The sequence below is a fragment of the Nocardia ninae NBRC 108245 genome (genome assembly GCF_007990755.1).
Lineage (GTDB): Bacteria > Actinomycetota > Actinomycetes > Mycobacteriales > Mycobacteriaceae > Nocardia > Nocardia ninae.
Genome location: NZ_BJXA01000034.1, coordinates 47,383 through 61,711, shown reverse-complemented (window position 1 = coordinate 61,711; position 14,329 = coordinate 47,383). Strand labels below are relative to the sequence as shown.

Below are 14,329 nucleotides of genomic sequence, written 5' to 3'. Positions count from 1 at the left end.
CTTATCCGGGGAGCCGGTCGGCCAAGGCGTTACGCATCACGTATTCCACGCCGGGGTCACCGGGCAACGACCAGTCGGCGCCGACGAAATACCGGGCCGCATCCTGGTCGCCCTTGGCGAGATACTGCATCCATGCCAGGGTGAGTGGGGCGAACGGATTGTGTGCCGGATCGTCCATCGGCGTGATGTGCGTGCCGCCCTTGACACACGCGAGGTAGGCGGGAACTGTTATGGCAGTGTGGTATTGGGTCCACATCGGGTAGTACCAGTGCCACACCAGCGCGTCGTTGCAGCCGGTGAGATACAGCGTCGGCACCGTGAGCAGAATGCCGAGCGCGACCGCACTGGGTTCAGTGGGCGCCGCGCCGATGATCCGCACTTCCGGATCGATCATGCGATACACGTCGAGCGGCAGGCTCGCATTGAGTTGGGTTGCGCCACCACCGCCGGAGTGTCCAGCGAATATGATGCGACTCAGATCTACTTTGCCGAACATCGGGCTGTGCGGATCCTTGTTGGCATCCGACACCGCCTGCACGCCGCCGAGACCCATTTCCGGGGTCGAATTGAGCAGGTCGTACGGAATCACGATCACGTATCCGTAGCTCGCCCAGAAGCGCGCGCTCGCATCGTAATAGCCGGGTTCCTGACCGGTGCCCGGCGAGTAGACGAGCACCGGCAGCCGGTCCATGTTCGCGATGTCCTGCGGGTAATAGAAGGTGACACCGATCGGCGAATCGGTTCCCGACGGGAATATATTGGTGCACTGCAGTTCGGATTGATTACCCCAGAAACGCCAGGTGTTGTCGATCATCGATCCGTACGGCGAGGAAGCGCAACTATGCGTCGCGGTGGTTTGCGCGGTCTCGTAGGGGCCCGGTTCGGCGTACCGGCTCAGTGGTACATCACCCGGCGCAAATCCGTCCTCCGCCATGGCGATCGGTGCTGCGCCGATCGCGAAACCAGCCAGAACCGTTGCCGCGAGAAAGACGGTTCCCAGTGTGCGGGTTATTCTTGCCGACCAGCCGCCGACGAGTCGTTCGGTACGCAACTCTCACCTCTCGTTTCCAGAGAAAAGGGAATGCGACCGAATTAGTCGCGCAAGCGAGATCACTGTGGGATAAATTCATCCGCCAGTCAAGCAACCACGCGGATAGTCCGCGCGCGAACTCCGGGCCTCGTCGACCAGCGCAACCGCGCCATGCTCAGGGCCGTTACCAGCCACTTCGCCGGACCACCCGGCGCACAACAGAACTCGTGGGACCTGCCTACTCATTCCGGGCACACGCCACCCCGCTTCGTGCTAAATTCTTAGCGTGTCTAATATAAGTCGCCGCAATCCTCTCATTTCGGTGGCCGCATTGGGACTTATCGCGGCCCTCACCGCAACAGCCTGCAACTCCGATACTCCGAAGAGCGATTCGAACTCTTCGACCAGCTCGTCGAGCGTTACGACGCAAGACAATACGAAACTTTTCCACGATATCTACAAGCAATTGGTGGAAACGGATACCACGCACTCGACCGGCAGCACGACGGTGGCCGCGAACGCGGTCAAACAACGGCTGCTCGACGCCGGCTTCGCCGAATCCGATATCCAGATCTTCGAGCCGGTACAGCGCAAGGGCAACCTGGTGCTCCGATTCACCGGATCGGGGCAGCGTAAACCGTTGCTGCTCTTGGGACATCTCGATGTAGTCGAGGCCAAACGGGAAGACGGCTGGACCACCGATCCCGCCAAGCTGACCGAGGTGGACGGCTTCTACGCTGCCCGCGGATCGATCGATGACAAGGCGATGGTGTCCGCCCTCATTTCCGACCTGATCCAAATGAAGCGCGAAGGGTTCAAGCCCAATCGCGACATCGTGCTCGCCTTGACCGCCGACGAAGAGGCCGGAAAAGACAATGGCGCAAAATGGTTGATGGAGAACAAAGCCGACCTGATGAGCGCCGAGTACGGCCTCAACGAAGGCGGCCGGGCGCTACTCGTCGACGGAAAGCCCGCGCTGCAAGGCGTGCAGGTGGCCGAAAAGACCTACGCCACTTATCAGATAGAGGCCAAGGCACCCGGCGGGCACAGTTCGGTGCCGACGCCGGAGAATGCCATCTACACCCTCATGTCCGCATTGAATCGCCTTGCCGCGTATCGCTTCCCAGCATCGATCAGTGACCCGACCCGGGATAATTTCCGCGCGCTCGCGGCCCAGCGCAGCGGACAGGAAGCCGAAGACATGCGCGCAGTCGCGGCGGGCAATCCCAGCCCCGAAGCGTTGGATCGGCTCTCGGCGACACCCGACTACAACGCCCAGCTGCGCACCACGTGCGTGGCCACCATGCTGGCGGCAGGCGAAGCCGAGAACGCGCTGCCGCAAACGGCGAAGGCCACCGTCAACTGCCGAATCCTGCCGCAGGACAACCCCGACGACATCGACAAGCAGTTCCGGGCGGCACTCGCCGAGCCCAAATTGACCATCACGCCCAAAGTGGATCCGGCAGGCGGTATCTCGCCGACCAACGGTGAGGTCATGTCCGCCATCACGTCGCTGACGAAGGAAATGTTCCCCACCGCCGCAGTCAGCTCCTTCATGTCCACCGGGGCCACCGACAGCAAATACGCTCGCAGCAAAGGGATTCCGATGTACGGGATCAGCGGACTGTTCATGGTGCCCGCCGACGCCGGTCGCATCCACGGCGTGAACGAACGAGCGCCGATCGCCGGCCTCGAGGCCAGCCGCGAGTTCCTCTACCGGCTGATCAAGCAACTCTCCCAGTAGGTCTCGACCGGACGCGCCGCGGATCGATCGCGGCGCGTCCCACTACTCCCGCGCGCCGAGCGCGTCGAGCGCGTCGAGTTCGGTCCGCAGGTCCACGACCTCGGCCGCGAGTTCGTCGCGCAACTGTTCCCGCTCCGCCAGGCTGGCGCGCATGCTGTCGATGGTGTCGTTCATCGCGGCCAGCTTCAGATCGGCTCCGGTCAGCCGCCATTCGATGACGGCACGGCGGTCCACGTCCTCGCTCGCGGATCGGACCCACTCCACCACGTAGTCGAGCCAATCGGGCTGCTTGGGCATCTCCTCGGTGTCGTCCCAGCCGCGCCGGATCGAGGGCTTCGACGAGAGCACCCGCTCGCCGGCCTGCCCCGCCGCGGGCGCGTTCATCTGCACCAGGCTGATTTTTCCGGCGCTCGTCACGACGACGGTGAGCCGATAACGCCCGGCCAGGTGCATCTTCAGCTCGGCCGCGCCGCGTCCGTCGGCGTCCATCGCGCCGAGCCACGGGCCGTCCGCCGCGGTGATGATCGATTCGAGCACGCCGAGCTGCCCGACGGCGCGGCGCACCCGCGTGGCGTGCTCGTGCAGCTCGTCGGGCGTGGCGGTCATCTGGTCCCAGTGCATCGCACCTACTTCCTCGTCGACCGGCTCCCAGGGGAAGGAACATCTACGAACGTACATTCGCCGACCACTGAACCGTGGCATACGGGCGCTGCGGCGGGGGTCCGGCGCACTTGACTTGGAGTGCACTCCAGGTCGTAGCGTGAGGCATCTGAGTTGCCGACTTACGAGGGGATCGTGCCATGGAGCTCGGTTTTCATCTTCCGATATTCGACATCGACGGGGGCACCGCGGCCATCGCCGGCGAACTCGCCAGGGTCGGCGCCGCGGCGGAGGCGTCCGGCGCGACCTGGTTGTCCTTCATGGACCACTACTTTCAGATCGAGCCGACCGGCCTGCCCGCCGAGGCGAACATGCTCGAGGGGTACACCACGCTCGGCTTCCTGGCCGCGCACACCTCCCGCATCGAACTCGGCCTGCTGGTCACCGGCGTGACCTATCGGCACCCCGGCCTGCTCGCCAAGATCGTCACCACGCTCGATGTGCTCTCCGGTGGCCGGGCCGCGCTCGGTGTCGGCGCCGCCTGGTTCGAGCGCGAACACCACGGACTCGGCGTGCCGTACCCGCCGATCGCCGAGCGGTTCGAGCGGCTGGAGGAGGCACTGCGCATCTGCCGGCAGATGTGGGACCCCGCGAACAACGGACCGTTCGACGGCAAGCACTACCAATTGGCCGAGACGCTCTGCTCGCCGCAGCCGATCAACCAGCCCAAGGTGCTCATCGGCGGCGGTGGCGAACGCAAGACCCTGCGCCTGGTCGCCCAGTACGGCGACGCCTGCAACCTCTTCGCCTCCTCCCCCGCGGACGTCGCGCACAAGCTCGACGTACTGCGCCGCCACTGCGACGACGTCGGCCGCGACTACAACCAGCTCCGCATCACTCTGCTGGCCAACAACCCCCGCCCGAGCCCCGACACCCGTGACGACTTCGTCCGCGCCATGGCCGACTACGCCGCCCTCGGCGCGCACACCGTCATCGTCACCCCCACCACCGGCTCCCCCGCCGCCTGGATCGACGGCATGGCACCCGCGGTCCCCCAGCTCGCCGAACTCGGCTGACAAACGCGTGATCGCCGAACAGGGTGGAAGGAACCCTGTTCGGCGATCGAGTCGGGGTACCAGCTACCAGCCACCGGCCAGTGCCCCGAGGCCTTCGCCCGCACCGCCGAGTCCGCCCAAGGCATCACCGAGTCCGCCGAACGCATCGCCGGCCTCACCGAGTCCGCCGAGGAGGTCACCGAGGTCGCCGAAGGCGTCGCCGCCGCCGGTCAGGGCGCCGAGGCCGTCCCCTGTCGGTGCGTCGAATCCGTTGCTCCACGGGTCGAAGGACGAATCTCCGCCGTCTTTCGAGAACCAGTCGAAGCCATCGGAAGCGCCGTCACCGGCTCCCTCGCCTGCGTCGTCGGAGAAGATGTCGCTCCAGGAATCCTCGGGAGAATCGCCTGCGCCGTAAGCGGGTTCGTCCGAATCTTCAGCCCAGGGGTCCTCGGACGAGTCTCCCCCGTCATCGGACGAGTCGTCGCCCCAAAAGTCCTCGGACGAATCACCTCCGCTATCCGAAGACTCGTCCGCACCGTCGCCCCAGGGATCCTCAGCCGAATCGCCTGCGTCGTCGGAGGATTCGTCCGAACCTTCAGACCAGGGGTCCTCGGACGAATCATCTTCACCTTCCGAGGGGACCTCGGAACCGTCGTCCGAAGGTTGCTCGGACGAATCACCCTCACCATCAGAAGATTCGTCCGAACCGTCGCCCCAGGGATCCTCGGACGAGTCACCCTCGCCTTCCGAGGGGACCTCCTCCGAAGGTTGCCCGGAAGTGTCGTCTCCGCCGTCGGACGGCTTGTCGCCTCCGTCGGACGGCTCGTCCGCACCGCCTCCATCGGACGGCTTATCTTCACCGCCACCATCGGACGGCTTATCTTTGCCACCACCGTCGGACGGCTTGTCCTTCCCGCCACCATCGGAGGGCTTGTCCTTCTCGCCACCGGACGGCTTGTCCTTATCCTTATCCTTGTCTTTGTCTTTGTCCTTGTCCTTGTCGGACTCACTGGACGCACCGAAATCCTGGGTCCAGTAAGGGGTTCCGTCTCCGCTCTTGGCGTAGCCGACCCCGATGTCCTTCAACCCGCAGTTCAGGATGTTCGCGCGGTGACCCTCGCTGTTCATCCAGGCATCGACGACCTCGGACGCACTCGTCTGCCCCTCGGCGATGTTCTCTGCCCAGGTCTGCGCCTTGTAGCCCGCCGCGGTGATCCGGTCGCCCGGATCGCCCTTCGACGAGTTGTGGTCGAGGTTTCCGCTGGCCGCCATGTCTTTGGTGTGGGCCTGCGCGGCTTCGGTGAGGTGCTTGTCGGACTTCAAAGCAGAGCAGCCGGCTTTGGTGCGTGCAGCGTTGGTCAGGCTGATCACCTCATCGGCGGGCGCGTCGGGGCCCGCCGAGGCCGAAGGAGCTCCAGCAATAGTCACAGCGAAAGCTGATACTCCGAAAGCGGTGGACAATGTGAGCATTGTTGCCGGCGAAAAAGGCGAAATCTTTCGCGGTGCACTGTGCTTACCCATGAAATGCCTTCTGGTTGCTGGTTGGCCGCCGCGTGGCGCTCGGGATCAGGCGCTGCCGGTGAGCAGGCCGAGCAGTGGGGCCAGCCCACCCGCCGCCTTGCTGCCGGAAGCCGCGCTACCGGTGACTGCCGAGCTGCCGGTGCTGAGCGCCTTCGCCAGCGGCGTGATGGCGGCACTGCCCGTCTCGAGGCTCTTCGCCAGCCCGCCGAGCGCGGCACTGCCGCTGTTCAGCAGCGCCAACGGATCCTGCGAGGGTGCCGGCTTGGCCTTCGGCTTGCCCGCGCCGGGCTGCTTCTTCTTCGGCGGCTTCGCGGCACGAACCGTGTGGCTGTGCTGGCCGGTCTGCTTGCTGACCTGCTGCCCGCTCGCCGCCATGACCCGCTTCGCCGGAACCTTGGCAACGTGGTCGCTCGGGTTGGCCGTGGTGGTCGTCGTCGATTCCGCGACAGCCTGTCCCGCACCGGTATTGGCCGAGATGCCCAAGCCGATCAACGTTGCCGTCGACAAAATTGCCAATCGGGCCGGCATTTGATTTTTGCTAGGTGCGCTGTGCTTACCCATGAGACGCTTCTTTCGGAGTGGTCGATCGCGTGTCGGATCGCCTGTCCCCCAAAGGCACAGGCTCGGTGCTGCCGAGTTCGAGCTACATATCGGGACCACCGAGCAACGTTGGTCGGGTGGCCTTGCTCGCCGGTGCCACCAGATTGTTGATCCCGCATTCGAGGGTAGAACTCGGCACCGCAACCCACGAGTTCTAAGTCGAATTCTAAAATCGAGTTGAGGGCTGATTAACAGCGACACAGGCGATCACAGTCCGATCACGCCCTGATCACGTCGGATCACGATGGACCCCCGATCGGCCACCAGGTGGGCGGTGGACCAGATCAGCCACGCCCGCACCCGACGTGCCGCACAACCACCGCCCTGGGCCCGACCACTCGACGGCCCAGCGCCCCCATCCTCGACCACGTCCGCATTGCCCTGCGTCAGCGTCTCGAGCACCGGGAACTGGTGGCGGCGTTTCGCGAGAGCACGCCACTGGTTTCCGCACCCGAGACACTGACGGATTGAGCCGCGACTACCGGAAGGGCGGTTCGTTGAACGTGCGCAACTTGCGCGAATGCAGCCGATCACCCTCGGCGCGCAGCAATTCCACAGCGCGGATACCGATCTGCAGGTGTTCGGAAATAGCGCCTTCGTAGAAGCGGTTCGCCTGCCCCGGCAGTTTGATCTCGCCGTGCAGCGGCTTATCCGAGACGCACAGCAGCGTGCCGTAGGGGACGCGGAATCGATACCCTTGCGCCGCGATCGTGGCGCTCTCCATATCGATGGCGACCGCGCGGCTGAGGTTGAACCGCAGCGCCGACGCGGAGTACCGCAGCTCCCAATTCCGATCGTCGGTGGTGACGACGGTGCCGGTGCGTAACCGCTCCTTCACCGCTTCACCCGGCATGTTGCTCACGATCTTGGTGGCGTCGTACAGCGCCCGCTGCACCTCGGCGATGCTGGGGATCGGAATGTCGGGCGGCAGCACCGAATCCAGCACGTGATCGTCGCGCAGATACGCGTGGGCCAGCACGTAGTCGCCGATCGCCTGGCTCTCCCGCAGGCCACCGCAGTGGCCGATCATCAGCCAGGCGTGCGGGCGCAGCACCGCGAGGTGATCGCAGATGGTCTTCGCATTCGACGGCCCGACGCCGATGTTCACCAGCGTGATGCCGCGCCGGTCGGCGGAGCGCAGATGCCAGGCCGGCATCTGATGCTTCTTCCACGCGACGTCCGAAGTGCTTGCCGTGCCGACGGTTTCGGCATCGACCACGGTGCCGCCCGCGCACGAGAGGCTGTCGTACGGACTGTCCGGGTCGGCGATCTGCGCGCACGCCCAGCGCACGAACTCATCGACATACCGTGTGTAGTTGGTGAACAGCACGAACGGCTGGAAATGCTCCACCGGCGTCCCGGTGTAATGCTGCAACCGCGCCAGCGAGAAATCGGTCCGCAGCGCGTCGAAATGGCTGAGCGGCAGCGTATCGATGGCATTGAAGATGCCGTCGGCGGTTTCGTCACCGATGCTGGCCAGGTCGGTGGTGGGAAAATACCGCGCCATCACCGCGGCCATCGAGCTGTCCAGCGCGAGCTCGGTGCGATCGATGACGTACGGGAACGGAATCTCCTGCCGGGACGGGGACACCTCGATCCGCACGTCGTAATCGCCCTCGATCATCTCCAATTGTTCCGTCAGATAATGGCGCAACAGGTCGGGGCGGGTGACCGTGGTGGCGTAGCTACCCGGTCTGGTGAAGCGGCCCCAGGCGCGGGAGCGGTTCTTCGTCGGCGCGTCGCCGTCCCAGCTGATCCGCAGTTCGGGATAGACGAACAGGCCGTCGGCCCGGGCGGCGTCGTCGGGCACCGTGCCGTTCTCGACGAAGATCCGTATCGCATCGCGCAATGCGGCGACGGACTGCTGATAGCGCGTTTCCAGCTGGTCCAAGGCGTCCGCGCTGGTCAACGAGGTGGTTGGTTGCCGACTCGGCATGTGTCTCCCTGCGTCGTTGTCGTTAGCCGTCGTAGAGACACCGTATTTCACCGCGCCGGCGAGCCGGCCTTCGCGCCGGTCCGAGGTGCGCCGAGGGCTCCGATCACCAGCCGCGACAGTTCAGCGCGCGCGGGGCAGCCCAGCCAAGGCCGAGCGCACCAATTCCGATAGCGCGGCCCAGGCTTCGGACTCGGGGTCGATGAGATCGAAATGGTGGACGTGCGGGAGCACCACCGATCCGGCCGGGCTGTCCCGACTGAGCGCGACGGGCACGGTCTGATCGTCGCTGCCGTGCACCAGGAGCACACCGGGCGGCTTGGACGACAGCCGTATCTGCGGATCCAGGTCCGCATATCGGCGCGGTTGCTGTTCGGGAGTCCCGCCCATCCAGGCCGTGACCGCGCCGTCGCCCAGGTTCAGCCGGGAGGCGCGCGCGAGATCGGCCACCGGAGCCAGGGCGAGGACGGCGGCTTGGCGCTCGTAAGCCCGGGTCAGCGCCAGCATGCCGCCTGCGGAATGACCGACCCACAGCACCGGCTCGGTCAAACGTGACTCGAGCAGGTCCAGGTCCGCGAGCGCGGTCATGGGGTCTCCTGGTGTACGCCGATACTCCATCAGCAAGACGTGTACGCCCGCCTCGGCCAGGGCGCGGGCGAGCGGGCGAGCGTGGGTTCGATCGGTGGTCTCCCGAAAGTAGCCGCCGTGCACGAGGACCACGGTGGGACCGGGTTCGCCGAAAACCTCCGCCAGTTGATCCGGGTCCGGGCCGTAAGAGATGACAGTGCCAGGGTCGCCGCTCTCCCGGAGCAGTCGGTCCAGCGCTGCCCGTTCCTGGTAGTCGAAACTCTGCTGGTCCGTATCGGTCACCGGCCGCCTCCCTGTCTCGAGGGCAAGTTATCAAAAGTCCGTGCGTACACCCCTCGAACGAGGGATCTATGGCTTGCCGCGAGCACTCGAGGTACGTTATTTATACGCGTATAGAAACCGAACGGGAGCACGATGACCGCGATCGACCTTGCCGAGGCGAGGCAGCAGTCCATACCCCCCTCGAATGCTGATTCCGCAGCAGGCCAAAGTATTTCGAGACTGCTGCGGCCACATCTCACGAGTTTTGCCGCCGTGCTGATCCTTCAGGTGATCGGCGCGGTCGCGGGCCTGGCTCCGCTGCTCGCCGTCATCGAACTGGGGCGAATCCTTTTGTCACCCAATCCGATCGAGCACAGCCACGTCTGGGCCGTCGTGCTCGCGGGCGCGGCGGGCTTGTTCGTCCGACTGCTCTTCACGGCCGCCTCGTCCGGCCTCGGGCACCTACTCGACAGCCAGGTGCAGCTGTCGTTGCGCAGGCAGCTGGCCGCGCGACTCGGCCGGGTGCCGATCGGCTGGTTCGCCCAGCGCCGCACCGGCGAGCTGGCCAAGGTGGTCGGCGAAGATGTCAGCGCCGTGCACCCGTTCATCGCGCACGCCCCCGGCGAACTGGTCTCCGCGTTCGTCGTGCCGCTGGTCTCGCTGATCTACCTGTTCACCATCGACTGGCGGCTGACGCTGATCACGCTGATTCCAGTGCTGCTGGCAATCGCGTTGGTGCCCTTGATGATGACGCCGGCCCGGCTGCGTGAGCAGGCGGAGTTCGATACGGCCATGGGGCGGATCGCGAGCTCGGTCATCGAGTTCGTGCAAGGCATCTCGGTGGTCAAGGCCTTCGGCGGATCCGGGCGCGCGCACAGTAAATTCCGCACCGCCGCAGACGATTTCGTAGACACCTTCCTGCGCTGGGTGCGCGGCGTCTCCGCTGTCGCGGCGGGCATGCAGCTGGCGCTGTCGCCGCCGTTCGTGCTGCTCGTCGTGCTGATCGGCGGTACGGCGCTGGTCACGAACGGCTCGATGACCCCCGCCGACCTGCTGCCCTTCCTACTGCTCGGCCTCGGTCTGACCGCGCCGGTGGCCGCGCTGGGCCACGGGTTCGACGATATGCAGACCGCCGGGCGGGCACTCGGCCGGATCAAGGATGTGCTTGCGGTACAGCCACTTCCGGAGCCTGCGCACCCGGCCGCGCCGAACGGGCACCGGGTGGAGCTGCGGGACGTTCGATTCGGTTACGAACCCGGCAACGAAGTGCTGCGCGGCATCGATCTGGGGCTCGAGCCGGGGACTGTCACCGCGATCGTGGGGCCGTCGGGCAGTGGGAAGTCCACGCTGGTTCAGTTGTTGCCGCGGTTCTTCGACCCGACGCACGGTGCGGTGCTCGTGGGCGGGGTCGATCTGCGCGAGCTCGGTAGCCGCGAGCTCTACCGGACCGTCTCCTTCGTCTTTCAAGATGTCCGTCTGTTGCGCGCCTCGATCGCGGAAAATATCGCGCTCGCGGTACCCCGGGCCGACCTCGACGAGGTGGTTCGAGTCGCCAGGCTGGCGAACATCCACGAGCGGATTCTCGAGCTGCCGCGCGGTTACGAGTCGGTGATCGGCACCGATGTCGAACTGTCCGGCGGTGAGGCACAACGGGTTTCACTCGCCCGGGCGCTGCTGTCCGCCGCGCCGGTGCTGGTGCTCGACGAGGCGACCGCCTTCGCCGACCCGCAGACCGAGCAGGCGGTGCGCGGCGCGCTGGCGACACTCGCGGGCGATCGGACGATTCTCGTCATCGCCCACCGACTGGAGACGGTCGCCGACGCGGACACGGTCGTCGTGCTGTCCGACGGCGCGATCGTCGAACGTGGCAGGCCTGCCGAATTGCTGACACAGAACGGAAAGTTCGCCGAGTTCTGGCGATCCCACCACTGCGCGATCGAGGGTGGCGCACCACAAGGAGACGAGCTCCGATGATCCGAATGCTGTTGCGGGTGCTGGGCAACGAGTACGCCCGGCCGATGCGTCGCACCGTGGCACTGATGACGATCACCGCGGTGGTCGAAGGTTTGTCCTACGCACTGCTGATTCCCGTACTGCGGGCGCTGTTCGGCAGCACGCCCGCCGACGCGTGGCCCTGGCTGATCGCGTTCGGGGCAGCGGTCGCCGGCTACGCGATCCTGCGCTATCGCAGTGACTTGTCCGGCTTCCGGGTCGGCGCCGCACTGTTGCGCGGGATGTATCACCGGCTCGGCGATCACCTGGCCCGGCTGCCCATCGGCTGGTATAGCAGCGGCCGGGTCGGTGAGGTGTCCGTCCTGGCCAGCCGCGGGTTGCTGCAGGCGATGAGTGTGGCCGCACATCTGCTGGCGCCCTTCGTCTCCGCCTCGGTGACGCCCCTGACGATCGTTGTCGTGCTGCTCGCCTTCCACTGGCAGCTGGGCCTGGCCGCGTTGGTCGCCGCCCCGGTCGTCGTGGCAGTCCAGGTCTGGACCGCCCGCTCGATGGCCGTCACCGACGCCGAGGCCGCCGAACGCAGCCACTCCGCGTCCGCGCGGGTCATCGAATTCCTCCAGGCGCAGCCGGTGCTGCGGGCAGGCGGCCGGACCGGGGAACGCTTCGAGTTGCTCGACCACTCGTTGCGCGAAGTCCAGCGTGCGGCGCGCCGTTCGACACTGTCGGCGCTGCCCGGCGCAGTGGGCCTCGCTTTCGCCGTGCAGGCGATTTTCACCGCGCTGCTGATCCTCGGAACCTACCTCGCCCTCGGCGGAACCCTAGGCGCCGCAGAGCTTTTGGCGACCCTGGTACTCGCCGCCCGCTGTGCCGATCCGCTGCTGTCGCTGTCGGACATCGGCGGCAAACTGCGCGGGGCGCGAGCAGAACTGGTCCGGCTCGACACCGTGTTGCGCACCGAGCCGCTGCCGGAACCCCACGACCCGATCCAGCCGGTGACCCATGACCTGGAGTTCGCCTCGATCACCTTCCGACAGAACAACCGCACCCTGATCGACGACGTGTCGTTGTCGCTGCCCGAAGGACAACGGCTCGCCATCGTCGGACCCTCCGGCGCGGGTAAGAGCACGCTGCTCCGGTTACTCGCCCGGTTCTACGACGTAGACAAGGGCGCAGTGCGCGTCGGCGGGGTGGACGTCCGCTCGATCAGCACCGAGGCACTGATGGCGCGAATCGCCATCGTCTTCCAAGACGTCTATCTCTTCGACGGCACCATCGAGGACAACGTGCGCCTCGGCCGCCCCGACGCCGACGAGGCGGACGTGCGCGCCGCAGCCAGTGCCGCGCGACTGGACGAAGTGATCGAGCGACTGCCCGCCGGCTGGTCGACGAACGTCGGCGAAGGCGGCGCATTACTGTCCGGCGGTGAGCGTCAACGTGTTTCGATCGCCCGAGCCCTCCTCAAAAACGCACCCATCGTCCTGCTCGACGAGGTCACCTCCGCCCTCGACCCGGTGAACGAAGCGGCCGTACACGAGGGAATCGAGCGGCTGATGGCCGGCCGAACCGTGGTCATGGTGGCGCACCGCCTGCGCACCGTGCGCCGGGCCGACCACATCGTGTTCCTGGACGGCGGCCGGATCGTGGAGCAAGGAAGTCACGATGAACTGCTACAGCGCGGCGGACGCTATTCCAACTTCTGGAACATTTCGCTGGCCCCGGTGGGCGAATGAGGTTGTCGCTCGTGCCCAGTCGACGGGAAGGCCCGCGTGTGCTCCGTGCCCGCCGATCGGCGAAGGGCTAGGGCGGTGCCCGCGAGCAGTGCGACGGTGAGCCAGATGTAGGCATTGCGATAGAGCACCGTCGGATGGGCGCGGGCGGCGTAGTCGAAGATGCTGACCAGGGTGGGATCGAGGAAGGCGAGGACGCCGCCGGAGGTGACGAGGGCCGTCGCCAGGAAAACCAGGGGTGTCACGAGACCGCCGCGGCGCAGCGCCAGGTCGCCCAGGCAGATCAAAAGGGGTGCGAGCCAAACCCAATGGTGCACCCAGCTGAACGGCGAGACCGCCGTCATGGTGACACCGACGCACACCACTGCGGCGAGTTCGCGCCCGGTCTGGGACAACCGCCGCGCCAGGTATAGACACGTCGCCGCCATCGCGGCCGCGCCTGCGAGCCACAGCAATTGGTGGGCGCCTTCGACTCCGACGGAGCGGGCGATCATGCCGCGCAGCGATTCGTTGGACAGGTTCGCGGGCACGCCGACGCGGGCCGGGTCGACGAAGGCGCCGCTCCAGAACGTCACGGAATCCTTCGGCAGTACGGCGAAACCGAGGACCAGCGTCGCGGCGCACGCGCCCACCGCCGTCGCCGCGGCTCGATAGCGGCGGGTGACCAGCAGGTAGAGCACGAAGAAGGCAGGAGTCAGTTTGATACCGGCGGCGATACCGGTCAGCACGCCCTTCCAGCGCGACGTGTCCGGCAGCGCCATATCGGCGATGACGAGCAGCAGCAGGAAGATGTTGATCTGGCCGAACGCCATGGTCTGGCGGATGGGTTCGCACCACAGCAGTAATCCGGCGATGGACACGGCCGCCATCGCCAGCCGCGGCTCTCGCCGATAGCCGAGCATCGACAACGCCGCCCAGCAGGTCGCGGCCAGCATGGCGAAATTACCGAAGCCGCCGAGGAAGGTGTACAGATCCCCGTGCAGCCAGCGCAGTGGCACGAAGACCACCGCGGCGAACGGCGTGTAGACGAATTCCCAAACGCCCCGGGTGTTCCCGAGTAGCGGACTGTCGTAGACCGAAACCCCGTGGCTCACCCGATCGCCGGCGATCTGATAGACGCTCAGATCGATCAGGTGCAGCATCACCTGCCGATGCTCGAGCACCTGCACCAGGTAGTACCCGCCCGCGACCACCCCGGCGAGCACGATCGTCCACCACACCGGCGGCGCGATGCTGCGGGGCACGTTCGGCGCGGACGACGTTTCGGTGTGCTCGATCGTCGATGTCGACAAACCCACTCCCAGCTATCGGACTCCG

Annotated in this window: 12 protein-coding genes; 4 read left to right on the top strand and 8 right to left on the bottom strand. The window is 66.1% G+C overall.

The features are described 5' to 3' along the window. Position 1: 1 nt before the first annotated feature. A complete protein-coding gene (locus NN4_RS23650; RefSeq protein ID WP_147135339.1) occupies positions 2–1,051 on the bottom strand; it encodes an alpha/beta hydrolase in 1,050 nt (349 codons plus the stop codon). A gap of 265 nt (positions 1,052–1,316) precedes the next feature. Between NN4_RS23650 and NN4_RS23645 the strand changes: the two genes are divergently transcribed. Beyond that, on the top strand, positions 1,317–2,774 hold the full coding sequence (locus NN4_RS23645; RefSeq protein WP_308633335.1) for a M20/M25/M40 family metallo-hydrolase: 1,458 nt from the start codon (positions 1,317–1,319) through the stop codon (positions 2,772–2,774). A 42-nt stretch (positions 2,775–2,816) separates the two neighbouring features. Here NN4_RS23645 and NN4_RS23640 read toward each other — a convergent pair whose 3' ends face one another. Beyond that, positions 2,817–3,452, bottom strand: a complete 636-nt coding sequence (locus tag NN4_RS23640) for a hypothetical protein (RefSeq protein ID WP_147135336.1) — start codon at positions 3,450–3,452, stop codon at positions 2,817–2,819. Positions 3,453–3,574: 122 nt separating this feature from the next. Between NN4_RS23640 and NN4_RS23635 the strand changes: the two genes are divergently transcribed. Then, positions 3,575–4,450 (top strand): LLM class F420-dependent oxidoreductase, encoded by an 876-nt coding sequence (locus tag NN4_RS23635; RefSeq protein WP_147135333.1) that lies wholly within the window; start codon positions 3,575–3,577, stop codon positions 4,448–4,450. A gap of 63 nt (positions 4,451–4,513) precedes the next feature. Here NN4_RS23635 and NN4_RS23630 read toward each other — a convergent pair whose 3' ends face one another. From NN4_RS23630 to NN4_RS23610, 5 genes are all read right to left on the bottom strand, one after another. Beyond that, positions 4,514–5,857: a CAP domain-containing protein gene (locus NN4_RS23630; RefSeq protein ID WP_222595147.1), complete on the bottom strand. Its 1,344-nt coding sequence runs from the start codon at positions 5,855–5,857 to the stop codon at positions 4,514–4,516. Between the two features lie 138 nt (positions 5,858–5,995). Further along, positions 5,996–6,478: a hypothetical protein gene (locus NN4_RS23625; protein WP_135232787.1), complete on the bottom strand. Its 483-nt coding sequence runs from the start codon at positions 6,476–6,478 to the stop codon at positions 5,996–5,998. Between the two features lie 279 nt (positions 6,479–6,757). Further along, on the bottom strand, positions 6,758–6,952 hold the full coding sequence (locus NN4_RS23620; RefSeq protein ID WP_147135327.1) for a hypothetical protein: 195 nt from the start codon (positions 6,950–6,952) through the stop codon (positions 6,758–6,760). A 76-nt stretch (positions 6,953–7,028) separates the two neighbouring features. Continuing rightward, a complete protein-coding gene (locus NN4_RS23615; RefSeq protein ID WP_147135325.1) occupies positions 7,029–8,486 on the bottom strand; it encodes an AMP nucleosidase in 1,458 nt (485 codons plus the stop codon). A gap of 120 nt (positions 8,487–8,606) precedes the next feature. Further along, on the bottom strand, positions 8,607–9,353 hold the full coding sequence (locus NN4_RS23610; protein WP_222595146.1) for an alpha/beta fold hydrolase: 747 nt from the start codon (positions 9,351–9,353) through the stop codon (positions 8,607–8,609). A gap of 252 nt (positions 9,354–9,605) precedes the next feature. Here NN4_RS23610 and NN4_RS23605 point away from each other — a divergent pair, with 252 nt between their 5' ends. Both NN4_RS23605 and NN4_RS23600 read left to right on the top strand, forming a co-directional pair. Further along, positions 9,606–11,306 carry an ABC transporter ATP-binding protein gene (locus NN4_RS23605; protein ID WP_246181039.1) on the top strand — a complete coding sequence of 567 codons (1,701 nt, stop codon included), beginning with the start codon at positions 9,606–9,608 and terminating at the stop codon, positions 11,304–11,306. Beyond that, entirely contained in the window at positions 11,303–13,015 is a 1,713-nt protein-coding gene (locus NN4_RS23600; RefSeq protein WP_147135319.1) for an ABC transporter ATP-binding protein, read from the top strand. The genes NN4_RS23605 and NN4_RS23600 overlap by 4 nt, the downstream gene beginning before the upstream one ends. Here the strand turns inward: NN4_RS23600 and NN4_RS23595 are convergent. Beyond that, on the bottom strand, positions 12,970–14,304 hold the full coding sequence (locus tag NN4_RS23595; protein ID WP_246181038.1) for a glycosyltransferase 87 family protein: 1,335 nt from the start codon (positions 14,302–14,304) through the stop codon (positions 12,970–12,972). The two genes, NN4_RS23600 and NN4_RS23595, sit on opposite strands and share 46 nt — an antisense overlap. Positions 14,305–14,329 lie beyond the last annotated feature (25 nt).